This window comes from Pontibacter locisalis, assembly GCF_042684605.1.
Taxonomy (GTDB): domain Bacteria; phylum Bacteroidota; class Bacteroidia; order Cytophagales; family Hymenobacteraceae; genus Pontibacter; species Pontibacter locisalis.
Map to the genome: position 1 here is coordinate 1 of NZ_JBHULU010000037.1, position 25,254 is coordinate 25,254.

Sequence of the window (25,254 nt, forward strand, 5' to 3'; positions counted from 1 at the left end):
GTTGTTTTTCCCTTATTTTTACACGCAGTACCGGGAGAAAAAAGGGAAAAACAACCCCGGCCAACAACACCCATAAGACACTGAATCAAGCATCACAAGCTTCACCGTCTTATGGCCTATTTCGTTGTGGTGCATATTAAATTAAAGATGAAACGAACACTAATCTTTGTAATGCTGACCCTGACTTTGGTAGCATATGGTCAAGAACAGACAAATATTCTTGAGAAGTATGAAAAACATGTCAGAGTGGGGAATTTTCTTACTCGTTGGTATTATAATTTGATTGGAACATCTACTGCATGGAAAGAGCATCTAATATTATATGATGACCAAACCTATAGGTATGTGTATAAAGGTGGAGAAAGTGCAACATTTGACAGAGATGAAGTTGGCACTTGGGAAAAGAAGGATAGCCTTTTGTTGCTGAACGGAGAGCAGCATTATTTAATAAGGGACGGTAGGCTATTTTTGTCCAACAAATCTGTAAATCAGAAAGCTTGGGTAATGAAAAAAGTAAAATAAGAATCACGTACCACAACCAAACCCATAAGCCAGCTACACCGCCTTATGGCCAAGTCCGTTATGCTTAATGTAAATTAAGAATGAAAAAAGCAATATTGCTTACTCAACTTTATCTACTGCTTACGCTTGTTCTGTTCTCGTGCGAATCAACAGAAGAAGCAGAAGTAGGAGTGCCTTCTACAGAAGTTGAGAAAAAACAATTAGCTGCAAGTGCCGACACATCAGAAGCACATGTATTCCCTATTGAAATACCTTGCTATCAACTAACGGACGATAGTGTACAGTCTCTTAATCTTCAAAAAGATTATCAGGGCTTAGTTGTTCTGAAAGCAGAGTATGATAGGGAAAGCCTAAAGTTCAACAAGTATGAAATCATGGTAGCTAAGCTCCGCTCTAAAAATACCGAAGAGCCTTTGACCATGACTGAAAAGGAATTGTCTCAACTGCTGCCAGTATTGATTAAGCATGTTGAGTACATTCAGTTGAGAAGTAACAGTCAAGAAGGGTGTACAGAACCTTCACTGTTCTATTTGCCAGTTAGGATAGAATAAAAAACAAATAGCATAACCAAGTCCATAAGCCATGCTTCGGCTACGCCTTGCACACCTTATGCACGAGCACGTTGGTAGTAAATGGTAGTTATAAAAAGAATGGGATTGCCCAAAATTCAAAAAGAATTACTCAAAGTGCCAATACTATCATTTTTAAAAATAAAGCTGAAGAATGGATTGGTATAACTTCTTATGGGGAATCGTTTTTATATTAGTCGGCATTATACTATTGCTGATACTCTTCTCATACGATGAAAAAGAAAGAGATTGGCTTGATATAGGTAATGCTGGACTTATTTCAGGAGCAGGATTTGGAATATTAATGGGTTTATACTTTATCATAACCTCGTTTTAAAACAACTTCTACCAACAAGGCATATAAGCCATACTCGGCTATGCCTCGTTCGTCCTTTATACAAGACGTTGTAAACAATGCCAAGGCAGCCAAATGCCAAATATAAAAAGAGTAGCCTAAATGGCCATAACAGACAAAATTTTCAAATATAATTTATGAAATCAAGAGAAGAAGACACAATGTGGGTAAGAAGTCAAGACAGAAAACAATTAGTTAAATGTACATCATTCTCATTAGCAAGAAATTGGGGAGGCAAGAAAAAGAGTGCCATAGTTGGTAGTGTTTTAAATGCATCGTGGTGGGGGAAAGACGTTGTCCTTGGATTATATGACACAAAGGAGATAGCTCTTGATGAATTAACGAGGCTTCAAACGGAATTAGTTAATAATTCTTATATATATGAAATGAACTAAAAAATCAATCTCAATCCCTTCTGACCGATCAGACCGCAGCTTTAATTTTACTTTTAGAAGTAAAAGAAGAAGGACAAGATAATTAAGCACAATTAGCACAGTTTACAACAGCATATAAAAACAATGCTTAATTCAGTCTTGCTTAGAAGCTAAGTGCTCGCTTGTTTAGCGGATTGTCCTGCGGACAATCACGCTCGCCAGCTCGCACAGTTTTTATACGGGACGTTGCAGTAGTATCTTACCCAAACATAGAAAATGAAAAAAGCACTACTTTTAATTTTTATAATTTTAATTGGGATTATTTTAATCGGTAAAATATCAAATTGGTTTCTAAATTATAGTTATGAAACAAATCATATTATCAACACTGCAATGTATACCCTAATCGGGATTGCATATTTAGTTGGTGGATTTATTTGGAACAAAAAACTGATTAATATAATTTTTTTGATTTGTGGATTATATTTAACTGGAATGAATTTTATTGCTGACTTCGGTTTAAAATCAGTAATTGGATTCATTTGTATCTTATTACCAATGTTGATTGCAAGATTTTCATCCGAACAAAGGGACGAAAAAGAACTCGCTGAAAAATAAAATTTCCAGCAAAAAAACCATTCTTATATCCTGTTGTACCTCTTGATGAGGAGCTGATAGCCAGATGTGCTATTAAAAGTTACCCCAAAACCAGTTAATAGGTAGAGACGGAAAGTACTTCTTCAATAGCATGGTCCCTGTCATTGGGAGCGGAATTATCATCAGAAGAGAAATCAAAAGAGCTTAAAGGAAGTAAGTTGTATACCAGATTATAATCAAAACCTGAGTCTGGAGTCTTTCTGCCAGCATACAAAGCTGTCCTGCTAAACATATTCATCCCACTTCTATCGGCAACAGTTGTCACCTAAATTTCATCAAATTTCTTTGCGGAGTAAAATTTAATAAAACTTTACTTTGAAATACAAAGTACTTTACATAAGATTGTATCATCTTGCATTTCAGCAGAAAAATGAATGTGTCTCAGGTTAGCTGGCCATTAAAGCTGATGCGAAAACCAGGATGAATAGAATGAGGGCTTTCGTCTGTTATAATATGATTCAACTATGAAAGTAAAAATGATTTTGCCAGCACTTGCAGAAGCCGAGAGCCCCTTCTGGAGACCAATAAAGTATTCTTTGTTTCCTCCGCTCGGTCTTGCTACCCTGGCAGCGTATCTTTCTCCTGATGACGAAATAGACCTGCAGGACCAGCACGTAGAAGAACTGAACCTGCAGGACTCCCCGGACCTGGTGATCATTCAGGTGTATATAACCAATGCGTACAGAGCTTATCAGATAGCTGACCATTACAGGAGCCGAGGCGCCTATGTTATACTGGGCGGGCTCCATGTTACTTCGCTCCCCGAAGAAGCTGCCCTTCATGCCGATACTATTTTCCTGGGACCAGGGGAAGAGACTTTCCCCCAATTCCTGAGAGATTTCAGGAACAAAACCCCACGCAAAGTATATAGTTCTGCTATCAGGACATTGAGTGGAATTCCGCCAATCCGGCGTGACCTCATTAAGCGGGAGCGTTACCTGGTTCCAAATTCAATAGTGGTGACCAGGGGCTGTCCGCACCACTGCAACTTCTGTTACAAAGATGCTTTTTTTGAAGGAGGAAAGACTTTCTATACCCAGGCAGTAGATGACGCACTTTCTGAAATTGACCGGCTGCCGGGGAGACATCTTTATTTCCTGGACGATCACCTTTTAGGGAACGCAAAGTTTTCAAGCCAGCTGTTCGATGGGATGAGAGGCATGAACCGCGTTTTTCAGGGAGCTGCTACTGTTGATTCTATCCTTAGGGGTAACCTGATCGAAAAGGCGGCAGATGCAGGCCTGAGAAGTCTGTTTGTGGGTTTTGAAACTTTTTCGCCTGCCAATCTGAGGCAAAGCAATAAAAAACAGAATCTGGAGAAGGATTATATACGAGCTGTAAGTCGGTTACATGCCCTGGGCATTATGATCAACGGCAGCTTTGTTTTCGGGCTCGACGATGATGATAAAGATGTGTTTAAAAGAACAGTAGAGTGGGGCGTAAAGAATGCTATCACTACCTCTACCTATCATGTGCTTACTCCTTACCCTGGTACAAAGCTTTTTAAAGATATGGAGAGTCAGGGTCGCATCCTCACACGAAACTGGGACCTGTACGACACCCGCCAGGTAGTGTACAAAACAAAAAACCTAACAGCAGAAGAACTTAAGAACGGCTACGACTGGGCATACAAAGAATTCTACAGCTGGTCGAATATTTTCCGGTCCAGCATGAACCATACTTCGCATAAACACAAAGTGAAGCACTTTATGTATTCAGGTGGATGGAAGAAGTTTGAGCCGCTCTGGAATTTCCTGATCAAGACAAAAAACCTGAACAACATGCTGCCTGTGCTGGAGTCCATTCTCTCTAAAGTCAAACCATCTGGCAAGGCTACTATGGATAGCGAAATACCAGTGACTGTACATGATTCGGAAAAAAATTATAAGCATGTAAACTTTGATGCTACCTCTCTCCTACCTCTGGCTATTTTAAACTAGGATTCTGCTGTTAGTGAGCCCAAAATTCTCACGCATGAAAAAGAGACTTTAACACAGCAGGCTTTCTGAAAAACATGTTTATGACAGTATGTAACTCATGAAACAGTTCATCACATTCCATTCCTATTGTATAGTTCTGTTGGCTATTGCTTTCACTTCTGTAACCTATGGTCAGTCGGTTACAGAGAAGCAGGCTCCTAAGACTATTGAACAATTAAGAACAGCAATTCTCCAGGTTCTACAGGAAACAGGCACACCTGCTGCCGGTATAGCCATGGTCAAAAAAGAAGGTCCGGTGTGGGTGGAAGGTCTTGGCATGGCTGACATTGCTAAAGGTACTAAAGCTGACCAGGAAACCATGTTCAGAATCGGCTCTACCTCCAAAATATTTGCTGCACTTGCCATTTTAAAATTACAGGAACAGGGAAAGCTGAGCCTGAAAGACAAAGTCAGGGATTTAGTACCCGAAATAGAATTTAATAACCCCTGGGAGACCACCAACCCTGTACTGGTAGAGCACCTCCTGGAGCACACAACCGGATGGGATGATATACACCTGGCGGAGCTCATACACAACGACCCAAACATCTCTCTCAAAGAAGGACTTGACTTTCACCCTCATTCCCGGACATCCAAATGGATTCCCGGAACCAGAATGGCCTATGTTAACTCTGGTCCTGCAGTGGCAGCTTATATTGTTGAGAAAATATCTGGCAGAACTTACGAAGACTACATTGAGAAGAACTTTTTCTCTCCCATGGGTATGGAGACTATGACTTATTTTCTTTCAGAAGATTATAAGCAGCAAGGCGCCACACTTTATAAAGAAGGCGGGTACCCACAAAAATACTGGCATCTGATTACAAGGCCTTCGGGAGCAATTAATGCATCTCCTAAGGATATGGCCAAATTGCTTCAGCTTTTCATCAACCGGGGAAAGGTTAACGACAAACAATTGATATCTGATGGTTCTGTAAAAAGAATGGAAACTCCTTCGACCACCTCAGGCGCTAAGGCAGGTTTAAAGTATGGGTACGGCTTAGGGCTTTATACGTCTGACTATAATGGCTACACTTACTACAAGCATGGCGGCAGCATAGGTGCAGGAAAGTCAGATTTTTCCTACCTCCCCGAGTATGGTGTAGGCTATTCTGTGCAGACCAATTCAGATAATGTAGCAGCTATTCGAAAAATTGGGGCCCTTATCCGGGAATATCAGACAAGTCAGCTGCCAAAGCCGGCTACAGCAATCACTTCTTCTGGATCTGGAGCTTTCACGAAACCTGTGGATGGCTATTACCAACAAATAAACCCAATTAAACAGTTGCCTTTCAAGTTGCCTCCCTTACTGGCAGAAAGGATCTGGTCAGAGGGAGATACCATTTATAATCAGTTCCCTGCTCATGTTGGGCAAATAGTAAAGTTTGTACCTGCTGAGAAAGGCTTATATCATAATCTACACACTGGCAGACCAGATTTTGTTGTCGTCAATGATCCGCTGGAGGGTGAAATTTTAGAACTGGCCGGGACGGAGAGCGGAACGGTTACACTTGGCTCAGTTCCAGGGGTATTGGTATTTGGAAGGATAACAGTGCTTATACTCTGGATAATTTTTATAATTCGCGCTGGTGTTTTGTTGCCCTTTTGGGCTTACCGGTACTGGAAAGGCAAAATTCCCGGTGGTGCTAATGTACTCATCAGGATCTGGCCTTTATTACCTGTCGTTTTCTTGGCGATAGCTGCTGTGTTTCTTGGTTTTGGTGCTATGGAAGGTAAAGTACTCCTGGCGAAGCCCAGTTTCATTTCAATCATTGTCATGCTGGCAACTATAGCCTTCTTTGCTTCGGCAGTTCTGACTGTTGTCATGGCGATCATTTACCGAAATAAGGGAATAAGAAGATCTGTTTACTTACCTGCCACTTTGCTCTCCGTGTTACACCTGCTCGTAGCCTTTTATCTTTTATGGTACGGGGTGATCGGACTTAGAACCTGGGCATAGATAGCCACACAGCAATGAATTCTTGATATAAACTCTCCTAAAACGAATTAAAATATGGCACTACAAATCACAAATCTCTCCAAAACTTATCCCAACGGCGTGCAGGCGCTGAAGAACGTCACGCTCACCATTCCCAAAGGTATGTACGGTCTGCTTGGTCCGAACGGAGCCGGCAAGTCCACACTCATGCGCATCCTGGCCACGCTGCAGGAGCCGGACAGCGGGAGCGCCCACCTTAGCGACATCGACGTGGTGAACCAGAAGGAGGAAGTCCGTAAAACACTCGGCTACCTACCCCAGGAGTTTGGTGTTTATCCAAAAGCGAGTGCTGAAAGTCTGCTCGACTATTTTGCCGTGCTCAAGGGCATCACCAACCGTGCCTCCCGCAAGGAGGTAGTGGAGGCGCTCCTCCGGCAGACAAACCTGTGGGAGGTGCGCAAGCAGAAACTAGGCGGCTTTTCGGGGGGAATGCGGCAGCGCTTTGGCGTGGCAGTAGCGCTACTAGGTAACCCGAAGCTGCTGATCGTGGATGAACCAACAGCGGGCCTGGACCCTGCAGAGCGCGTACGGTTTCTGAACCTGCTCAGTGAGCTGGGTGAGAACAGTGTCGTCATTCTCTCCACGCACATCGTGGAAGATGTATCGGAACTGTGCACCAACATGGCTATCATCAATAAAGGTCAGATTTTGCTGGAGGCACAGCCGTTGCAAGCTGTGGCGGCCCTGCAGGGACATATCTGGCGCAAACTGATTGAGAAAAAGACTTTGCCTTTCCTGGAGCAGGAGCACCAGGTCATATCTACGAAGTTGCTGAGCGGACGTACCCTGGTGCACATCTACAGCCAGGAGGATCCGGGTAATGGCTTTGAGTTAATAGAGCCCGATCTGGAAGATGTTTACTTCAGCACCATGGCAGGATACTACAGCGCCAATACACAGAAAGAGGTGCTGTCATGAAGTTCTGGAAGGTCTTTCGTTTTGAGTTCGATTACCAGGTGCGCCGTCCCTGGCCTTGGCTCTTCGTAGTTGTTCTGGTCATATTCAGCTTCCTGATGACGCGGGATGCCTCCCTTTCAATGATGCTATATACCGACATCTTTATCAATGCGCCATTTTCTATCGTTAAAACTACCGTGTTTGGCAGCCTGATCTGGCTGGTGATGGCCGCTGCCATAGCCGGGGATGCCGGAGCGCGCGACGTGGCTACGCGAATGTATACCATAACCTACACTAGCCCTGTGAGTAAGGGCGATTACCTCGGAGGACGATTTCTTGCCGCCCTTGTTCTCAACGCCATCATCCTACTTGCAGTGCAGGTGGGCATTCTGCTAGGCGTATACTTGCCTGGCGTGGCCCCCGAATTAATTGGTCCGTTCCGGCCGGGGGCATTTCTTACTGCCTACAGCATCATCGCACTTCCGAACGCCTTTACTGCTACGGCTATTCAATTTGGTTTAGCGGCGCGAAGTGGCCGTGCGATGGGCGGTTACGCAGGTAGTTTCCTGCTCATCTTCATGGGTTTCTTTTTAGCTGCTATGGTGCTTTATCACCGGAGCATAGGTGCACTGCTGGACCCGATTGGAGTTCGCTTCATTATAGAAGATGTCGCTCACCTATGGACAACAATCGAACAAAACAGGCGCCTGCTCGCGCTGGAAGGCATCGTGCTCCATAACCGTCTTGTGTGGTTTGGTATCGGATTATTGGCGCTTGCTATTACTTACCTGAGTTTCAGGTTTACACATCGCACCACAAGCACCTGGTGGTGGCGCAGAAAACAAAAATCAGATGCTACCCCGCAGACAAATGGCATAGGAGTTACGGCAAGTAAGCCGATCACTGTTCCGTATATTTCCCGAAACTTTGGCTTTGCCACACACGTGCGCCAGGTGCTGGTCATTACCTGGGCATCATTCCGGACACTAGCGGTAAGTTGGGGTGGACTTGTCGTGCTGGTGGTCCTTCCGCTCCTGTCTGTTCCGGTAGTACTTGATCAGATGGAATCCAGAGGCATTCCGCTGGTGCCAAAAACGATATTTGTTATCCAAGAACTTACAGGTTCACTGTCTGATGAACTGAGCCGATGGGTAATTATTCCGTTTCTCATCGTTTTCTTCGCCGGGGAGTTGGTCTGGCGCGAGCGGGAGGCGCGCATGGGTGAGATTACCGATGCGCTGCCCGGTTCGGACTGGGCTCCTTTCCTCGGCAAGTTCCTGGGGCTCGGCCTTATACTAATCGTATTCCTGGCCTTCCAGATTATGGCCGGCATTCTATCTCAGGTGATACTGGGTTATGATGACTTTGAAATAGGGCAGTACCTGAAAATTATGTTCGGACTGCAGCTAACCGATTACCTTCTTTTCGCACTTCTCGCGCTGGTGGTGCATGTGGTAGTGGATCAGAAGTATATCGGCCACCTGGTGGCGATCATCGCCTTCGTCTTCATCGCAATGGCCTCACTGTTTGGAATAGAGCACAACCTGCTCATCTTCGGTGCCAGTTCCGGCTGGTCGTACACCGACATGCGCGGCTTCGGTCCATCCCTGGAGCCCTGGCTTTGGTTCAAGCTTTACTGGGGAGCCTGGGCGCTGCTGCTCGCTGTGGCGGCAAGGCTGCTTTGGGTTCGTGGCAATGAGAGCAATCTGCGTGAGAGGCTACAGCTGGCGCGCGGGCGCTTTACAGGCGCTACTACCTGGACTGCCGCTGTGGGTGCAGGTCTTGTTTTGCTGTTAGGCGGATTTATCTTCTACAACACTAACGTGCTGAACGATTATGTGACTGCATCTGAAATGAAGGAACGGCAGGCTGCGTACGAAAAACGCTACGGAAAGTACGCCGATAGGCCGCAGCCTATTCCGACAGCAGCCAAACTGTATGTGGAAATTTACCCTGATCAGAGAACCGTGGATATCCGCGGCACCTATAGCCTTACGAACCGAAGCACGGAGGCTATCGACTCCATACACATGGCTTTGGTTCCGGGTGTCGAAACAGGAGCGATAGCCTTTAGTCGGCAGGCAGTACAGGTGCTCGATGATCAAGAGCTTCACCACAGGGTTTATAAACTGAAGAAGCCGCTTCAGCCGGGTGAATCGTTGCAGCTCAACTTTCAGGTAATAAATAAACCAAATGGCTTCCGCGAAAACGGAGTGGATGCCTCGGTAGTAGAGAACGGCACCTATTTTACAAACAGCTGGCTTCCCACAATCGGGTATAAGGCAAGTCGAGAACTCATCCATGCCAGCGACAGGCGGGAGTATGGCCTTCCTGCACGCCCAATCATCGCGTCTCTTTACGACCCTGAAGCACGGAAGAAGCAGGGCGAGGGAATCAGGTTTGAAGCGGTGGTAGGCACCCAGAAAAATCAGGTTGCTGTCGCGCCGGGGGCACTGCGCCGGACATGGGCAGAAGATGGTCGCCGTTACTTCCACTATAGCACCGATGGTCCGATTGGGGGTGAGTGGGGCTTCTTCTCAGGTAACTATGCAGTGCACAAGGAGCAGTGGACGGATAAAGGATCCGGACAAACGATAGATATTCAGATCTTTCATCAGCCGGCGCATGCAACACAGCTGGAGCGTATGGTTCAGAGCATTAATGCTTCACTGAACTATTACACCCAACAGTTTGGCCCCTATGAATACAGTCACCTAAGCTTTGTGGAGCGACCCGGAATGGGTACAGGCATGCACGCTGATGCCAGCATGATCTCTTATGCTGAAGGTTTCTTCCACTGGCAGCCGAAAGATGATTCAAGTGATCCTGATGTTCCCTTTGCAGTAGTAGCGCACGAGATGGCCCATCAGTGGAATGTTCCCTATGCCAACGTAGAGGGTGCACCGGTCATGTCGGAGAGCCTTGCCTGGTACTACGCGATGAAGGTTATGGAAAAGACTAAAGGACCAGCGCATTTTCAGCAGTTTATGAGCTGGATGCATGCTCCCTATCGGCAGGAGATACGCCGCGGTGAACCTCTGTTGCGGGGACTTGACCCCTACATGTCCTACCGCAAAGGTCCATTCGCGCTGTACACGCTGAGCCAGTATGTTGGCACAGAAAAGGTAAATCTCGCGTTGCGGCGCTTGGTGGAGAAGCACGAAAAGAAAGATGCACCCCTGGCCACTACTTTGGATTTGTACCGGGAACTGCAGGCGGTGACACCGGATTCGCTCCAATACTTGCTACACGACCTGTTTGAGGTAAATACGAACTGGGAACTTGAAGCAGAGCAGGTTGCGGCAAAGCAAACCGCAGCAGGCAACTGGGAGGTAACGCTGAAAGTGCAGGCTCGCAAGCTGGTGTTCGACGAAGCGGGTGTAGAGACGGAAGCACCGATGGACGATTGGATACAAGTAGGTGTTTTTTCCCAAGATGGTAGCTCGCCGCTCTACCTGCAGCCGCATCTCATCCGTTCGGGCGAGCAAACCATACAGGTAACGGTGTCTGGCAAACCCGCACGAGCCGGCCTGGATCCGAACTACCTGCTCATTGATGCGAAGCCGGAAGATAATGTAAAGGAAGTGAAGTTGGAAGAGGCGGGCAGTATAGCAAAACCTGTCAATCAGAAGATGAATCTACAAAACAAAAAGGAAGTACTATGAAGTTCTGGAAGATCTTTCAATTTGAATTTAACTACCAGCTGCGTAGTTTCTCAACCTGGATCTTTCTGAAGATTGTGTTTTTATTTCCTTTGTTTTTTTCAGCAATAGGCAACCCCTCAGATAGTGCCGTTTTCCTGAACTCCCCTTTCTTTCTCGTCTTCGTGACGGTTTTTACAAGCGTGATATGGTTGCTGACTTCTGGTGCGATAGCCGGTCATGCAGCTGCACGCGATGTGCAAACCCGTATGCATTCCCTGACTTACACGGTGCCCGTTAGTAAAACAGACTATCTGGGAGGCCGCTTTCTGGCTGCCTTTCTGCTTCATGCGTTGATTCTCCTGACCATTCCCATCGCTTTTTTTCTGAGCTTTTACATCCTGCCTAAAGACCCGGCGCAAGTTGGCCCATTCAGGCTTGCTGCATTCGTGACTACTTACTGCTATTTGTCGCTGCCACTTGCCTTTGTAGTTACGGCATGTCAGTTTTCTGCTGCAGTACTGCAGCGGAGAGCCATAGTGGCTTATGTGGTAAGTATACTCCTGTTCCCGGTAGCTTTCCCATTGATCGGAACAGTGGTGGCTAAACTGGCAGGAAACTGGGAGCTTGTAAAACTTATTGATCCAATTGGGGTCAGCGTTATAAGCACCTTGGATACCTTGACACCCTACCAAAAGAATACGAGCCTGCTCGAGTTGGAAGGCATGTTTCTCTGGAACCGCCTGTTGTGGCTTGGTATTGCACTGGCTTTACTTGCCTATACCTACTACCGTTTCAGGTTTGCCCATCCTGTTGTAGCCGGCTCCTGGTGGAGTCGCTTTAGACGCAAACGTAAAGCACAGGCTCCTGCACCTGCTCTTTCCAGGATTGTGGAGAACCTGAACATTTCAATACCGCAGGTTAACAGAAGCTTTGGCTTAACAGCTCACGTACGGCAGGTGTTTACCATTGCCTGGTCGTCTTTTGGTGCCATCGTGAGAAGCAAGGGAGGATTGATCGTAGTGGGGCTCCTGACATTGCAGATGATCGTATTCGCTATAGAATACCTGGAGTTCCGCGGTGTTCCTCAGTATCCTACTACCATGAATCTCCTGGGGATGCTGACTGCTTCGCTGAAGGACTTCCAGAGTCCGCTGATCATCATACCAATTCTTATTGCCTTTTATGCCGGAGAACTGGTCTGGAGAGAAAGAGAGAATGGACTAGACAGGATTTCTGATACTATGCCTGTCTCTGAATGGACGCTCTTGCTCGGCAAGTTTTTAGGGCTGGCGTTTATCATTATCATATGGCTGGGCTTCTTGCTGGTGGCAGGTATACTTATACCGGTTACGATGGGGTTCAGCAACACCAACATCGGGGTGTTGGTGCTGGCGTTGTTCGGATTTCAGCTAACGGATTACCTGCTCTTCGCGCTGCTGGCACTGGTGGTACACGTCCTGGTGAATCAGAAGTACCTGGGGCATGGGGTTATGCTGCTGGTCTATATGGGAATGGTGTTCGCCGCAAAGATAGGTGTTGAGCACAACCTGCTTATTTACGCGTCCGACCCGGGCTGGTCTTATACCGATATGCGCGGTTTCGGACCTTACCTGGGGCCCTGGCTATGGTTCAAATTATACTGGGTTGGTTGGGCGCTGCTGCTCGCAGTGGTAGCAAGATTGTTCTGGGTGCGGAGCATGTCCCAGGACCTTAATTTGCGCCTGCAGCTTACACGCCACCGCTTCACCCGTGCAACTGCCCTAACAGCTGCTGTAGCGGCAGTCCTTGTTTTGGTTCCAGGTGGGTATATTTTCTATAACACCAATGTGCTGAACACTTACACAACTGCTTCGGACAGAACAGAACAGAGTGCCCAATACGAGCTGAAATACGGGAAGTATAAGCATAACCCACAACCGCTTCTGACCGGGACAAAGCTCCGGGTCGAACTCTATCCCGATAAAAGAATAGCCGATATAAGTGGTACTTATACGTTGGTTAACAAAAGCGATGTGCCTATTGACACTATCCATCTGGCCACTGTACAAAGCGTTAAAACAGGAGCCGTTACTTTTGATCGTCCCTTTGCGAAAACACAGGAAGACGAGCAGCTTGGCCACAGTATATACACTTTAGAGAAGCCGCTTCAGCCGGGCGATTCACTCCGTCTCAGCTTTGAAGTAAAGTATGATGCACAGGCTTTTCCGCACAAGGGAATTGATGCTTCCGTTATCAGGAACGGCACTTATTTTATCAACTATAGTTGGTTACCTGCCATCGGCTATCAGGCTTACCGCGAGCTGAGAGACAACGGAGAAAGGAAGAAATACGGCTTGGGTCCTTGGGTTTATCCTTCACTTTATGATACTACTAATATGAACCAGACCATGCCCGGGCAGGAGCTGATCAGCTTTGAAGCCGTGGTTGGTACAGCTGAAGGACAGATAGCCATCGGACCCGGGGTGCTTCTCCGGAAGTGGAAGGATAAAGGACGCAGCTATTTCCATTATGCGACAAGTGCCCCGATACGGAACACCTATTCCTTCTTCTCAGCTAACTATGCAATGCATGAAGCTAAATGGAAAAACCTAGATTCCGAGCAGACCATTGATATCAGCTTATATTATCATCCAGATCATGGTGAACACATAGGACGCATGGTGAAGAGTATAAAAAATTCTTTCACTTACTACACGAAGAAGTATGGTCCATACCCCTACAGCCACATTACCATTATAGAACGGTCTGGTTATGCAGGTGAACTGAACGCAGAACCAACCACTGTTGACTATGGCGAGTCCTTTACCTTCTCAAGCCTGAAGGATAACCCGTGGGCGCTGGACCTGGTTTACTTTCCGATTGCACACGAAATTGCGCACCAGTGGTGGGGAGCGGCACAAATGCTACCAGCGCATGTAGAAGGTGGTATTGTGGTTTCCGAAACACTTGCCAATTACACATCGCTGCAGCTTGTGGAAGAAACCTACGGCAAAGAACACGCACAGAGGCTCCTGGACATGTGGCGCAAATCGTATGAGGTGCCACGTTCACGCGCAACGGCTCCGCTGTTGCAGGCTACAGACGCTTTCATTGGCTATCGCAAAGGTCCGCTTGCCCTGCATGCTTTATCTGAATACATAGGTAAAGAGCCTGTTAATATGGCTTTAGCTCGCCTGATTGAGAAGTTTGGATCATCGAATCCGCCGTATGCTACGTCACTGGATCTTTACAGGGAACTGAAGACTGTAACACCGGACTCATTACAGTATCTGTTACAGGATTACTTTGAAAAGAACATGTATTGGCAGCTTAAAACAGAAAAAGCTGATGCGCGGCAACTTGCTTCAGGTAACTGGGAAGTGAACCTTAAGCTGCACGCACAGAAGATAGTGGTTGACAGCACAGGGGCTGAGAATGCTGTGCCGATGAATGATTGGGTGGAAATCGGAGTTTTAGCTCCCTGGAATAAAGATAAAAATTCAGATAAACCGCTCTACATGCAAAAGCACCGCATCCGCTCCGGCGAGCAGACCATTACCATTATAGTGAAAGACAAACCAGCCCGTGGTGGCATTGATCCGAACTACCTGCTGATCGATCTTAACCTGGAGGATAATGTGAAGAATGTGAAACTGGAAGGAGAGAAGGATGAAGGGCTTGATCTGATTTAAGGAAAATTATTTATAAAGTGTGAATGGCTTCAGGATTATAAAAAGAAACATTTTTGAAGCCATTCATCATTATAAGAAGTTGCATAACTTAATCTTCCGTCAGTAACGAAAAAAAATAACATTAAAGATTTTGTCTTTCCTTCTCCGCATACAATATAAGTTCTGGAAAAAAATCTTCAAATTCGGCAGCGTAAAGGCTGTAGTTTTCCTGCAGTTCCAAAGCTGCTGTTTCCATTCCAGAAACAAAGGAGGCGCGACGGCTCATTCCTGTTAATGCTCTGTTGAGGCCCTCCAGTTGAGCATAGCCTGAAAGCCAGTCATGCTGCATCATGTGCGGAAATATATGCTGCATTCGTTCAGGTAAAAGATCAAATGATTTCTGAATAATGGCATAAACCCATTGCGTGTAAACCTGGAGCGATTCTTTGCCAAACCTTTCAAAACGGCTGGCAAGAAAGTGGTCATAATACATATCTGCAATAACCGGAGCAAACTTTTTGTACTTAGGGCGCAACCGGGCCTTTGTCTCCCCTACTACTTCATGTGTGTCGGTAAAGGTGTCAATCAGGCGGTGCAGGCGTATTCCGTTGGCAACAGCCGGCGTATACAGATCCAGCTGCTTCCCCTTTACAGAATCAGCTATAAAGTTGCCCAGTAACAGATCCGGGTCATCTCCGGAGAGGAAAGCATGTGCTAAAAAATTCACGTGGTAGTAGATTGAAATCGCCTTTACTTAAGCAATAAGTATAAACATAACCCAGCAGGAACTGTTCCCAAAGTATACAATAAGCAGTGCTTACTGAATAAACCCTATACAGTTTCACCGCGTAATCAAAATCACAAAGAATAAATAAAAACTATGAATAACAACCAAACTTCACCGGAAAACCTGAACAAACTTATTGATATGATCAAAGATGTGGACATCGCCATGATGACTACCATTGATGATGACGGAAGCCTTAGAAGCCGGCCAATGCGCACACAGAAATCTGGGACAGATGGCATTTTGTGGTTCTTTACAGGATATGAGTCAGGAAAATCGCATGAGATTAAAGATAATGATGCTCATGTCAACCTTAGTTACTCTAAACCTAGTGATGAACTGTATGTATCAGTTTCAGGACGTGCCTCTTTAACCAAGGACAAGCAAAAAATTGAAGAACTTTGGGATCCCACCCTGAAGGCCTGGTTTCCTGGAGGAAAAGATGACCCAAACATTGGTCTGTTGAAAGTTACAATAGATAAAGCCGAATATTGGGACGCTCCTAACAGCACCCTTATCCATTTATATGGAATGGCTAAAGCTGCTCTGACAGGTGAAGGAGCCAAAACAGGCGACAACAAAAAATTGAATTTGTAAGTACAAATTTACTATAGCTTGAAAGCGACACCTGCCATACATTATTGACTGGCAGGTGTTTTCTTGTTATTTACTATCTTTCGTAAAACGAAAAACTGCTTTCTTGAACTCACACACCCCTACTCCTGCACGTTTAACCACACTAACGTTATTCGGTATAAAAAAAGGACACCTGCGCTGGGGACTGGCGCAAATGGGTACCTCAGGACCGCACCTTGCTAAAATACCAGGCCTTTTATTCTACAAGCTCCTGGGTAGCGGGCACGGCCAGGGCTTTAGTATTAAACCAAACTTCTGGCGCTACGGCTTATTGTGCACCTGGGAAAATGAAGCCGCTGCAGATGCTTTTCTGAATAGTTCAGAGCTGATGCAGGAGTATGTAACTCATACCTATGAGTCCTGGACAGTAAAACTTCTGCCCTACCAATCACATGGACAGTGGGATAAACAGGAACCTTTCACTCCCACGCTGGCTGAAAAATATTCCTCAGGTCCAGTTGCTGTGCTTACCCGGGCTAGTATAAACTGGCTGGCCCTCCCCGATTTCTGGCGCTTTGTACCGAAAGCAAGTAAGGCATTGGAAGATGCCAAAGGATTGATCTGCTCTATTGGTCTGGGTGAGTTGCCTTTGGTGCGGCAGGCAACGTTTAGTATATGGGAATCAGAAGAAGCAATGAAAGCATATGCCTACAAACATGCGGATCATAAGAAAGTAATTCACCGAACAAGAGCAAAAAGGTGGTATAGTGAAGAACTGTTTGCACGCTTCATACCTGTAGCTAGTGAAGGCTCATGGAATGGTATTGATCCGGTAAAACAACTTGTGGTACCGGATGTACTGTAGTTGATATATTTGATTAACCTGTAGGTTCTAAGGCCTTATTCTTCCAATAATATCCTCAAGCAGTTCAACCTGTATTTGCTGAATTTCCATTAGTCGCTGGTTTTGCTGATTTATGATGTGGTTTAGCTTTTCATGAAGCAGTCGAATCTCAAGTTCGGCTTTGAGATTTACCTGGTAATCGTATTCAGAACGCTGGCGGTCTTTTGCTTCTTTCCTGTTCTGGCTCATCATAATAATAGGTGCCTGTATGGCAGCAAGACAGGATAAGATGAGGTTTAACAGGATGAAAGGGTAAGGGTCGAATGAATCAGATGATAGGAACCAGACATTAAGCATCATCCAAAAGAGGATGAATGAAAAGAAGAAGATGATAAAGGTCCAGCTACCGCCAAACGAAGCGATTTTATCTGATAACCTCTCCCCGATTGTATATTGCTCTTTTATTTCCTCTTCGATATTAGAAGATAAAAGCTCCTGTTTGCTTATGCTTTGAATTACCTCCTCTTCCAGGTCCGACAACTCTCCTATTTCATGCTTCAGAAGCTCTTCCAGGTACTTCTTTCTGTATCGGTTAACAACATCTAGTGCGATATAATGTGACTCATTCAGATCAGGGTGATCTGCTTTTATCAGGTCCAAAATGCTTTTACGTATGCTAGTAACCGGCACCAGTAGATGGTAAGGCAAGTGTTTTTTTGTTATCTGGCAAATGCCGGTGATCCTGTGCTGCGGTTTCATAGGTTAAAATTTTGCCCCTACTGAAGCCTTACGCAAAATACCCTCGCAAGCTACTACTTCTGAGGAAGATTATTAGCGCTATGACCCGGGAAGCTGGTCCGGAGCAATCTGCTGAATTACCCGCTCCAGGTGCGCCTTCATGCCATCATAAGGTCTATAGCCTCTGCTAATAAGATGAATACTGGTACCATTGAGCAGATATAAGCTAGGAAAAGCGGTAGCCTGTAAATGCCGCGCAATGGTAAAGTCCTGCTTCGTCTTTTCTTTTATTTCATCGGAATTAAATTTCTCCAAAAAAGCCTCCTCCTCTACCCCAAACTGATAAGCTATGCTAGCTAATACCTCAGGCCTGGTTACATCATTATTTTTCGCATAGAAAGCGTGCTGTACGGCCTCTGCCATTTCCAATTCTTTTTCCGGAGCAAGATAGCGCATGGTTACCACAGACTGGCACGCTGGTTCAGTATCGTAAACAAAGTCTTCTCTTTCAAAGAAGTTATAATCAAAAGGCTGCTCTGTTATTTTTTCCACGTCCTGCCAGTGCTGCTTGATGGTTTCCTTCATCTGCGGCTCCAATGGTTTTTCAGTACCCGGTCTTAGACCTCCCATTACCATCTTAAACTGCATGTTTCCCTGATGCTCCTCAACCAATCGCTTTACCACAGGAGCAAAACCATAACACCACGAGCACATCGGATCCATAACGTAAATCAGGTGTATGATATCAAGTAAATCGTGTTTCTGTGTCATGATACTAATATTAGCTAATGATGATTTAGTTTCTTGCTGCTCAGGCCACTCTTCAGCACCCTTTTTATTTTATACGAATCCGCAAAATTAACATCAATTTGAAATATGGTACTAAGATTTAAGCTTTGTTTGATCCTTTTATGCTCATTACATAGCTAATCAGTTGTTTAGCTACTCAGGGTTTAAACAAAATGGGCCTTCAATTCAACAATTAAAGATTAAGAAGTATCTTAGCATTTTAGGAACGAACAGAAGAAACACAGAATAATCAATGTCAGAGTACAATTTCATACAGATCGAGAAGAAATGGCAGCGTTTCTGGGAAGAGAACCAGATCTTTAAGCCTGCTGATAAAAGCGAAAAACCTAAGTACTACGCACTGGATATGTTCCCTTATCCTTCTGGTGCAGGATTGCACGTAGGGCACCCGCTTGGTTACATTGCCTCTGACATTGTCAGCCGCTATAAGCGCCTGAAGGGATTTAACGTGCTTCACCCGATGGGATTTGACGCTTTTGGTTTGCCTGCTGAGCAGTATGCCATACAAACCGGACAACATCCTGCTATTACCACAGAACAAAATATTGAGCGGTATGTGGAGCAGCTAAAAAACATTGGTTTCTCTTTCGATTGGGACCGTGAGATACGCACTTCTGACCCGAGCTACTATAAGTGGACTCAGTGGATCTTTATGCAGCTGTTTAACAGCTACTATAACTATAGTACTGATAAAGCTGCTCCGATTCAGGAGCTTGTGAAGGAGTTCGAACAGAACGGAAATATTAAGGTGAACGCTGCCTGTGATGATGATACACCAGTTTTCTCTGCTGATGCCTGGCAAAATATGGATGAGCAGGAGCAGGCAGAAATACTTTTAAAGTACAGACTCACTTATGTAGCCGAGGCAGTTGTGAACTGGTGCCCTGCCATGGGTACAGTACTGGCTAATGACGAAGTGGTGGGTGGTGTGTCTGAGCGGGGCGGATATCCTGTAGAGCGCAAAAAGATGCGCCAGTGGATGATGCGTATAACAGCTTATGCCGAGCGTTTGCTACAGGGGCTGGAGCAAATTGATTGGCCGGAGCCGGTAAAGGAAATGCAGCGCAACTGGATCGGCAAATCTGTTGGTGCCGAACTGGATTTTGCTATTGAAGGCGATGGTCATATCAAAGTTTTCACCACCCGTATTGATACCATTTTCGGAGCTTCCTTCGTAGTACTTGCCCCTGAGCACGAGTTGGTAGAGCAAATTACCACCGGGGAGCAGCGGCAGCAAGTAGAAGCCTATGTGCAGGTAGCCAAGAACCGTTCTGAGCGTGAGCGCATGACGGATGTGAAGACCGTGAGTGGTGTGTTTACAGGTGCTTATGCTATCAATCCTATCTCTGAAGAGCGTGTGCCGATCTGGATCGCGGATTATGTGTTGGCTGGCTATGGTACAGGCGCTGTAATGGCCGTGCCTGGTCACGATAGCCGCGATTATACTTTTGCGAAACACTTTAACCTACCAATTAGAGAGGTTGTAGCAGGCGGAAATTTAGAAGAAGAAGCCTATGCGGCCAAAGAAGGAAAGATCATTAATTCCGGTTTTCTAAACGGTTTGGAAGTTAAGGATGCGATTAAAGCAGGTATAGCCAAGGCCGAGGAATTGGGTGTTGGCAAGGGCCGTGTGCAGTATCGTATGCGCGATGCAGTTTTCAGCCGTCAGCGCTACTGGGGTGAGCCGGTGCCGGTGTACTTTAAAGATGGTATTCCGCTCCTGATCAAGGAAGAAGAGCTGCCGCTGGAGTTGCCTAAAATAGACGCTTACTTGCCTACTGAGACAGGCGAACCTCCGCTAGGCCGTGCAGTAGACTGGAAATATGAAGACCAGTACGAGTATGAATTGAGCACCATGCCAGGGTGGGCTGGCTCAAGCTGGTATTGGTACCGCTACATGGACCCGAAAAACGATGAGGCTTTTGCTGATAAAGATATTGTGTCTTATTGGCGAAATGTGGACTTGTACATCGGAGGTTCTGAGCATGCTACAGGGCACCTGCTCTACTCCCGCTTCTGGAATAAGTTTATGTATGACCTTGACCTTGTAGTTGAACAGGAGCCGTTCAAAAAGCTAATCAACCAGGGAATGATACAAGGGCGCTCTAACTTTGTGTACCGCATTAAGGATTCAAACAAATACGTTTCCTACGGCCTGAAAGGTCAGTATGAAACTACTCCTTTACACGTTGATGTGAACATCGTGGAGAACGACGTGCTGGATCTGGAAGCTTTTAAGAACTGGAGACCAGAGAATGCTGCTGCTGAATTCATACTGGAAGATGGCAACTATATAGTGGGTGTGGAGATTGAGAAGATGTCTAAATCCAAGTATAATGTGGTGAACCCGGATGACATTGTAGAGCGTCAGGGCGCCGATACACTTCGCATGTACGAGATGTTCCTGGGACCGCTGGAGCAGTTCAAACCATGGAATACAAATGGTATGGATGGAGTACATAAGTTCCTGAAGAAGTTCTGGAGATTGTTCCATGACAACGAAGGTAACTTCTCCGTTTCCTATGACGCTCCCGCTGCTGCTGAGTTAAAGTCACTACACAAAACGATAAAGAAAGTAGAGGAAGACATTGAACGGTTTTCTTTTAACACATCTGTGTCAACTTTCATGATTTGTGTAAATGAACTGACCCAGTTAAAGACTAACAAGCGTGCTATTCTTGAACCGCTTACCGTTATTCTTTCTCCTTATGCACCGCACATAGCTGAGGAGATCTGGGAGAAACTGGGGAACCAGGAGAGCATTAGCTATGCAAACTTTCCGCAATGGAAAGAAGAATACCTGGTGGAGAACTCATTTGAGTATCCAGTGTCAGTGAATGGCAAGACAAGAGCTAAAATGACGTTTGCCTTAGATGCACCTCGGGAAGAGATGGAGAAAGCAGTGGTAAACGATGAGCAGGTAAACAAGTTTTTTGAAGGTAAAACACCAAAGAAAATTATTATAGTACCTAACAAAATTATAAATGTGGTAGTATAATAGACCTCCATCTTACCAATTAACTATTGCAACAAGCCGCTCAAGCCCCAAACTTGGCGGCTTGTTGTATTTTAGTCCTTTCTGTTGTTCCCACAAATTTTCTTAGTCGTATAAAGAAAAGATTTAATCTCCCTTCTAAATATGTGCTAATGAAAATACTGGCTACCACCGATTTTTCTGATACCGCTCACAATGCCTTGATTAGCGCTGTTAAGCTTGCTCGTTGCTATGGGGCCGAAGTTATTTTCATGCATGCCATGTCCAGGCCTGTTGTACCGGCAACCTCACCCGCAGATGTGTATGAAAGCATATTTGATATGGAAGGCAAACAGGCCCAGGAAAGACTTCAGGAAGAAAGCCGAATAGTATATCAGGAAGTTGGACTACGGCCAACAGAACTGTATAAACAGGTTGTGATATTGTCCACTCCCTTAGCAGATGCTATACTGCAAGCGCTGGCCAAAAACAACGTTGACCTTGTGGTAATGGGATCGAGCGGAAATAGTGGATTAGTACGATTTTTCATGGGCAGCAATACCCTTGAGATGATCAATCTTACACCAGTACCCCTGTTAGTAATTCCTAAGAAATACCAGTTCGCGGGATTTAAAGTTATCTCGATAATGATGGCACTTGAAGAGCTAAAAAACAGACCCGGTTTAAGAATTTTGGAAAGGTTCGTCCGGACGTTTAGTTCGGAGATCCATTTTTTATTCATTCAAGGAACTGATGATCCAGAAGTATGCATAAGGGAGCTAATTCAAGGCAACAATGTGGAACTTCCTAAAGAAGCTTCCATATTACATAAATTCATTTCAAAAGGGAATGAGAAACAGGAATTAAAACAACATCTGCAAAAATCTGCTACAGATCTATTAGTCATTTTTCCAAAAAAGAGTACACTTTGGAAAGACACTTTTTCTGGTAGTCTGACAGAGGAGGTTGCCGAAAAATTCAATCTGCCTTTACTTGTAATCCCACAGCAACGGCTTCCTCAATAATTTCCAGAGCCCGGGTATGGATACAACTGCACTACATCCATTTTTTGTAATAGCCATCATCCTCATGTTGGGCGCAATACTGGGGGCAATAGGCCTTTTTCTGCGTCAGCCGCTCATAGTGGTTTTTATTGCTCTAGGTATCCTGGTGGGTCCCTCTGGTATAAACGTAACTGAAACGACAACAAATATCGAGATGCTGTCTGATCTTGGAATAGCCTTGTTGCTATTTGTGGTGGGACTAAAACTGGATATAAACCTGATAAAATCTACAGGAAGAATTGCACTATACACAGGCCTGGGTCAAGTAATATTTACCTCAGTCATAGGTTTTATAATAGCCCTTTCTCTGCAGTATGATGTTTTAACTTCACTTTATATTGCCATAGCCCTTACTTTCTCCAGTACGATCATTATTGTTAAACTACTCTCAGATAAGAAAGAAATCGATTCCCTGCATGGGCAGATTGCCATTGGATTCCTAATAGTGCAGGACCTGGTGGTCGTTTTACTAATGCTCTTCCTGAAGTCTCTGGAAACAAGCGGTACCTCTCAAATAGTGCAGAATACGCTGATCATGTTCGCGAAAGGAGGTCTAATAATAATAGTGTTAGGACTTCTGATGCGTTTCGTAATTCCGAAACTGATCCATTACCTTGCCCGAAACCGGGAACTCCTGGTGCTTTTCTCTATAGCCTGGGCTGTTACTGTTGCGGCTGGAAGCGAGTTTTTAGGCTTTAGCCGTGAAGTAGGTGCCTTTCTTGCAGGTGTGTCCCTGGCTTCTACCTCTTATAGAAATGTTATTAGTGGCCGGTTGGTTACCTTACGTGACTTCTTGTTGCTGTTTTTTTTCATTCACTTGGGATTGCATCTTAACCTGCAGCTTATAGGTGATCAGGTGCAGCCTGCACTTTACTTTTCCTTGTTTGTGCTAGTTGGTAACCCTCTGATCGTGATGATTATTATGGGAGTAATGGGTTACCGTAAGCGTACAAGCTTTTTAGCTGGTCTAACAGTAGCTCAAATCAGTGAATTCTCCCTTTTGTTTGCTGCCTTAGGTTTGCAGTTGGGTCACATTAATGAGGAAGCAGTTGGATTGATCACATTAGTTGGGCTGATTACAATAGGTATCTCTACTTATATGATACTTTATTCACACGACCTGTTCAATCTTCTTTCGCCCTTTCTTAATGTTTTTGAAAGGAAACTTCCCTTCAGGGAAGATCTTATTTCGTCCAAAGAAGACAAGCCGATAGATGTAGTCTTGATTGGATTGGGTAGATTTGGAGGTAACATAGCAGTGGATTTGCAAAGGGATGGTATCACGCTTTTAGCTGTAGACTTTGATCCAAATCATATTAAGTATTGGCAAAAGAGAGGGTTCCTTGTTCAGTATGGAGACCTTGAAGATCCGGAGTTACCAGATCAGCTACCTCTGCAGCAGGCAAGAACTGTTATAAGTAGTATAGCTGATACAAAGCTTAACCTGGCCCTGATTCAAACACTAAAATTAATGAATTACTCAGGAAAAATTGCTGTGACAGCTTTTAGTTCGGATGATGCAATAAGGCTTCAGAACGCCAACGCTGATTTTGTTTTTCTGCCTTTTGCCGAAGCTGCTGAAATTGTGTCAAGAGTCATGGCAGGAAAACAGGTATAGAAAGAAGCTTAAGAATTAATAGAAAAAGCAGGTAATAAAAGTATATACTTTCATTACCTGCTGTACAATGTCTTCGGTTAGTTAGATGTTATGTAGTGTTGTAGAGTTTTAAACATTCACTTGCTCTTTTTCTAAAATTCTTTCTTCTACTGTTTTGATGGATCCTCTTACCTTATAAAGAAGTTCTACCAACGTTGTTGCTTCTTCTTCTGTAAGGCTCTTTAGCATCTCATCCAGTTCACTTAAAGAACTGTCGATACTGCTGATAATCTGATGCCCTTTTTGAGAGATCAAAATATTTACTAAGCGCTTATCTGATTTATTCTGAGAAACCTCTACCAGGCCTTTAGCATTTAACCGGCTTACCAATCGCGAGGCATCAGACATTTTATCAAGCATTTTCTCCCTTAAAAATGAGGTGGAGACCGGTTTAGGATACTGATCCCTTAAAATTCGCAAGGCATTGTACTGTTGCCCGGTCATGTTAAACTTCTTGAAAAAGGATTCATAACCATTGCTTAAAAAGCCATAGGTATACAAGATACTGACACTGGCTTTCTGCCATTCATTTCGAAATGAATTTAATCCGACTTCGTTCTCTAATATCATTTTTTAGTAAGGTGAGTTTATCAATTATAACAATAATAAATGATTTTTCAGAAGGTTAAAAGTCTTTATTTAACTTCTTTGAAAGGATTTAAGACCCGTAATTCCAAAAAAATACGAAAACATACATATTATGTTATTTTATCACTATTTTTTAGGTCCCTGTCTTGATACTTTAGGTTTAACTACTTTTATCAGACATGATAATTAAGCTTATAAGTAAGTCATGTACAGTAAAGCTGTAATTACGGCCACGAGTGAGGTAAGCCTAAATAAAGAAGTCTTTCCCTTGAAAGGGAAAGACTAACTAAACAATGTTAACCCGCCTATTTCTTGTAAAGCAAATTATTTTTCAGTGTTTTCTTTACAGGCGCAGAGACTAAAAAAAGTTTCTATACAGTATGCTTATTACCAGTGCTTAATTACGAAATAAACCATGGCTGCGAGGAACATCAGGATAGAAATCTTGTTAATTGTGTGCATAGCACGCAGGTTGAAATTAGTTTTCCGGTTCGGGTCTTTTTTACGGAAGAAGTAGGTAGCTACTTCGGAAAAATTGAACATTCCCTTCATGTCAGTTTCAGTTATAGA

Annotated in this window: 21 protein-coding genes; 15 read left to right on the plus strand and 6 right to left on the minus strand. The window is 44.7% G+C overall.

What is annotated here, in order from left to right; all coding sequences use genetic code 11:
* Positions 1-111: 111 nt before the first annotated feature.
* The 5 genes from ACFSRY_RS19185 (at position 112) to ACFSRY_RS19205 (ending at position 2,438) form a co-directional block, all read left to right on the plus strand.
* A complete protein-coding gene (locus ACFSRY_RS19185; RefSeq protein ID WP_377511957.1) occupies positions 112-522 on the plus strand; it encodes a hypothetical protein in 411 nt (136 codons plus the stop codon).
* An 80-nt stretch (positions 523-602) separates the two neighbouring features.
* A complete protein-coding gene (locus tag ACFSRY_RS19190) occupies positions 603-1,073 on the plus strand; it encodes a hypothetical protein (RefSeq protein ID WP_377511960.1) in 471 nt (156 codons plus the stop codon).
* Between the two features lie 172 nt (positions 1,074-1,245).
* Entirely contained in the window at positions 1,246-1,428 is a 183-nt protein-coding gene (locus tag ACFSRY_RS19195) for a hypothetical protein (protein ID WP_377511963.1), read from the plus strand.
* Positions 1,429-1,583: 155 nt separating this feature from the next.
* The gene (locus tag ACFSRY_RS19200; protein ID WP_377511966.1) at positions 1,584-1,841 is read left to right on the plus strand and encodes a hypothetical protein; all 258 of its coding nucleotides are present in this window, start codon (positions 1,584-1,586) and stop codon (positions 1,839-1,841) included.
* 255 nt (positions 1,842-2,096) lie between these two features.
* Complete coding sequence (locus tag ACFSRY_RS19205; RefSeq protein WP_377511969.1) at positions 2,097-2,438, plus strand: hypothetical protein; 342 nt, start codon at positions 2,097-2,099, stop codon at positions 2,436-2,438.
* A gap of 94 nt (positions 2,439-2,532) precedes the next feature.
* Here ACFSRY_RS19205 and ACFSRY_RS19210 read toward each other — a convergent pair whose 3' ends face one another.
* A complete protein-coding gene (locus ACFSRY_RS19210) occupies positions 2,533-2,709 on the minus strand; it encodes a hypothetical protein (protein WP_377511972.1) in 177 nt (58 codons plus the stop codon).
* A 232-nt stretch (positions 2,710-2,941) separates the two neighbouring features.
* Between ACFSRY_RS19210 and ACFSRY_RS19215 the strand changes: the two genes are divergently transcribed.
* The 5 genes from ACFSRY_RS19215 (at position 2,942) to ACFSRY_RS19235 (ending at position 14,667) form a co-directional block, all read left to right on the plus strand.
* Positions 2,942-4,417, plus strand: coding sequence for a B12-binding domain-containing radical SAM protein (locus tag ACFSRY_RS19215; RefSeq protein WP_377511975.1), 1,476 nt, complete (start codon positions 2,942-2,944; stop codon positions 4,415-4,417).
* Between the two features lie 97 nt (positions 4,418-4,514).
* Positions 4,515-6,416, plus strand: a complete 1,902-nt coding sequence (locus ACFSRY_RS19220; protein ID WP_377511979.1) for a serine hydrolase domain-containing protein — start codon at positions 4,515-4,517, stop codon at positions 6,414-6,416.
* Positions 6,417-6,470: 54 nt separating this feature from the next.
* Positions 6,471-7,373, plus strand: a complete 903-nt coding sequence (locus ACFSRY_RS19225; RefSeq protein ID WP_377511982.1) for an ABC transporter ATP-binding protein — start codon at positions 6,471-6,473, stop codon at positions 7,371-7,373.
* The gene (locus tag ACFSRY_RS19230) at positions 7,370-11,017 is read left to right on the plus strand and encodes an ABC transporter permease/M1 family aminopeptidase (RefSeq protein WP_377511985.1); all 3,648 of its coding nucleotides are present in this window, start codon (positions 7,370-7,372) and stop codon (positions 11,015-11,017) included. Before ACFSRY_RS19225 ends, ACFSRY_RS19230 begins: the two co-directional genes overlap by 4 nt.
* Complete coding sequence (locus ACFSRY_RS19235; protein WP_377511988.1) at positions 11,014-14,667, plus strand: ABC transporter permease/M1 family aminopeptidase; 3,654 nt, start codon at positions 11,014-11,016, stop codon at positions 14,665-14,667. The genes ACFSRY_RS19230 and ACFSRY_RS19235 overlap by 4 nt, the downstream gene beginning before the upstream one ends.
* 121 nt (positions 14,668-14,788) lie before the next feature.
* Here the strand turns inward: ACFSRY_RS19235 and ACFSRY_RS19240 are convergent, their stop codons facing one another.
* A complete protein-coding gene (locus ACFSRY_RS19240) occupies positions 14,789-15,373 on the minus strand; it encodes an acyl carrier protein phosphodiesterase (RefSeq protein WP_377511991.1) in 585 nt (194 codons plus the stop codon).
* A 153-nt stretch (positions 15,374-15,526) separates the two neighbouring features.
* Here ACFSRY_RS19240 and ACFSRY_RS19245 point away from each other — a divergent pair, with 153 nt between their 5' ends.
* Entirely contained in the window at positions 15,527-16,030 is a 504-nt protein-coding gene (locus tag ACFSRY_RS19245) for a pyridoxamine 5'-phosphate oxidase family protein (protein ID WP_377511994.1), read from the plus strand.
* A gap of 103 nt (positions 16,031-16,133) precedes the next feature.
* Positions 16,134-16,874 carry a spheroidene monooxygenase gene (locus ACFSRY_RS19250; protein WP_377511997.1) on the plus strand — a complete coding sequence of 247 codons (741 nt, stop codon included), beginning with the start codon at positions 16,134-16,136 and terminating at the stop codon, positions 16,872-16,874.
* A gap of 27 nt (positions 16,875-16,901) precedes the next feature.
* Here the strand turns inward: ACFSRY_RS19250 and ACFSRY_RS19255 are convergent, their stop codons facing one another.
* Together ACFSRY_RS19255 and ACFSRY_RS19260 are read right to left on the minus strand one after the other, a co-directional pair.
* Complete coding sequence (locus ACFSRY_RS19255) at positions 16,902-17,612, minus strand: DUF1003 domain-containing protein (RefSeq protein WP_377512000.1); 711 nt, start codon at positions 17,610-17,612, stop codon at positions 16,902-16,904.
* Positions 17,613-17,690: 78 nt separating this feature from the next.
* The gene (locus ACFSRY_RS19260; protein WP_377512003.1) at positions 17,691-18,362 is read right to left on the minus strand and encodes a DsbA family protein; all 672 of its coding nucleotides are present in this window, start codon (positions 18,360-18,362) and stop codon (positions 17,691-17,693) included.
* Positions 18,363-18,633: 271 nt separating this feature from the next.
* Between ACFSRY_RS19260 and leuS the strand changes: the two genes are divergently transcribed.
* From leuS to ACFSRY_RS19275, 3 genes are read left to right on the plus strand one after another with little or no spacing between them, the layout of a single operon-like run.
* Complete coding sequence (gene leuS / locus ACFSRY_RS19265; protein WP_377512006.1) at positions 18,634-21,399, plus strand: leucine--tRNA ligase; 2,766 nt, start codon at positions 18,634-18,636, stop codon at positions 21,397-21,399.
* Between the two features lie 26 nt (positions 21,400-21,425).
* Positions 21,426-22,400, plus strand: a complete 975-nt coding sequence (locus tag ACFSRY_RS19270; protein ID WP_377512009.1) for a universal stress protein — start codon at positions 21,426-21,428, stop codon at positions 22,398-22,400.
* A gap of 16 nt (positions 22,401-22,416) precedes the next feature.
* Entirely contained in the window at positions 22,417-24,057 is a 1,641-nt protein-coding gene (locus ACFSRY_RS19275; protein WP_377512012.1) for a cation:proton antiporter, read from the plus strand.
* 108 nt (positions 24,058-24,165) lie between these two features.
* Here ACFSRY_RS19275 and ACFSRY_RS19280 read toward each other — a convergent pair whose 3' ends face one another.
* Together ACFSRY_RS19280 and ACFSRY_RS19285 are read right to left on the minus strand one after the other, a co-directional pair.
* Positions 24,166-24,666 (minus strand): MarR family winged helix-turn-helix transcriptional regulator, encoded by a 501-nt coding sequence (locus tag ACFSRY_RS19280; protein WP_377512015.1) that lies wholly within the window; start codon positions 24,664-24,666, stop codon positions 24,166-24,168.
* 405 nt (positions 24,667-25,071) lie between these two features.
* Positions 25,072-25,236 carry a DUF6728 family protein gene (locus tag ACFSRY_RS19285; RefSeq protein ID WP_377512018.1) on the minus strand — a complete coding sequence of 55 codons (165 nt, stop codon included), beginning with the start codon at positions 25,234-25,236 and terminating at the stop codon, positions 25,072-25,074.
* Between the last annotated feature and the right edge of the window lie 18 nt (positions 25,237-25,254).

Bases quoted from the DNA above. Each gene is read 5' to 3' on its own strand.
- ACFSRY_RS19245 (WP_377511994.1), top strand. From the start codon at position 15,527: ATGAATAACAACCAAACTTCACCGGAAAACCTGAACAAACTTATTGAT.
- ACFSRY_RS19275 (WP_377512012.1), top strand. From the start codon at position 22,417: ATGGATACAACTGCACTACATCCATTTTTTGTAATAGCCATCATCCTC.
- leuS (WP_377512006.1), top strand. From the start codon at position 18,634: ATGTCAGAGTACAATTTCATACAGATCGAGAAGAAATGGCAGCGTTTC.
- ACFSRY_RS19200 (WP_377511966.1), top strand. From the start codon at position 1,584: ATGAAATCAAGAGAAGAAGACACAATGTGGGTAAGAAGTCAAGACAGA.
- ACFSRY_RS19210 (WP_377511972.1), bottom strand. From the start codon at position 2,709: ATGTTTAGCAGGACAGCTTTGTATGCTGGCAGAAAGACTCCAGACTCA.
- ACFSRY_RS19185 (WP_377511957.1), top strand. From the start codon at position 112: ATGGCCTATTTCGTTGTGGTGCATATTAAATTAAAGATGAAACGAACA.
- ACFSRY_RS19220 (WP_377511979.1), top strand. From the start codon at position 4,515: ATGAAACAGTTCATCACATTCCATTCCTATTGTATAGTTCTGTTGGCT.
- ACFSRY_RS19235 (WP_377511988.1), top strand. From the start codon at position 11,014: ATGAAGTTCTGGAAGATCTTTCAATTTGAATTTAACTACCAGCTGCGT.
- ACFSRY_RS19280 (WP_377512015.1), bottom strand. From the start codon at position 24,666: ATGATATTAGAGAACGAAGTCGGATTAAATTCATTTCGAAATGAATGG.
- ACFSRY_RS19205 (WP_377511969.1), top strand. From the start codon at position 2,097: ATGAAAAAAGCACTACTTTTAATTTTTATAATTTTAATTGGGATTATT.
- ACFSRY_RS19225 (WP_377511982.1), top strand. From the start codon at position 6,471: ATGGCACTACAAATCACAAATCTCTCCAAAACTTATCCCAACGGCGTG.
- ACFSRY_RS19195 (WP_377511963.1), top strand. From the start codon at position 1,246: ATGGATTGGTATAACTTCTTATGGGGAATCGTTTTTATATTAGTCGGC.
- ACFSRY_RS19285 (WP_377512018.1), bottom strand. From the start codon at position 25,236: ATGAAGGGAATGTTCAATTTTTCCGAAGTAGCTACCTACTTCTTCCGT.
- ACFSRY_RS19215 (WP_377511975.1), top strand. From the start codon at position 2,942: ATGAAAGTAAAAATGATTTTGCCAGCACTTGCAGAAGCCGAGAGCCCC.
- ACFSRY_RS19230 (WP_377511985.1), top strand. From the start codon at position 7,370: ATGAAGTTCTGGAAGGTCTTTCGTTTTGAGTTCGATTACCAGGTGCGC.
- ACFSRY_RS19190 (WP_377511960.1), top strand. From the start codon at position 603: ATGAAAAAAGCAATATTGCTTACTCAACTTTATCTACTGCTTACGCTT.
- ACFSRY_RS19260 (WP_377512003.1), bottom strand. From the start codon at position 18,362: ATGACACAGAAACACGATTTACTTGATATCATACACCTGATTTACGTT.
- ACFSRY_RS19255 (WP_377512000.1), bottom strand. From the start codon at position 17,612: ATGAAACCGCAGCACAGGATCACCGGCATTTGCCAGATAACAAAAAAA.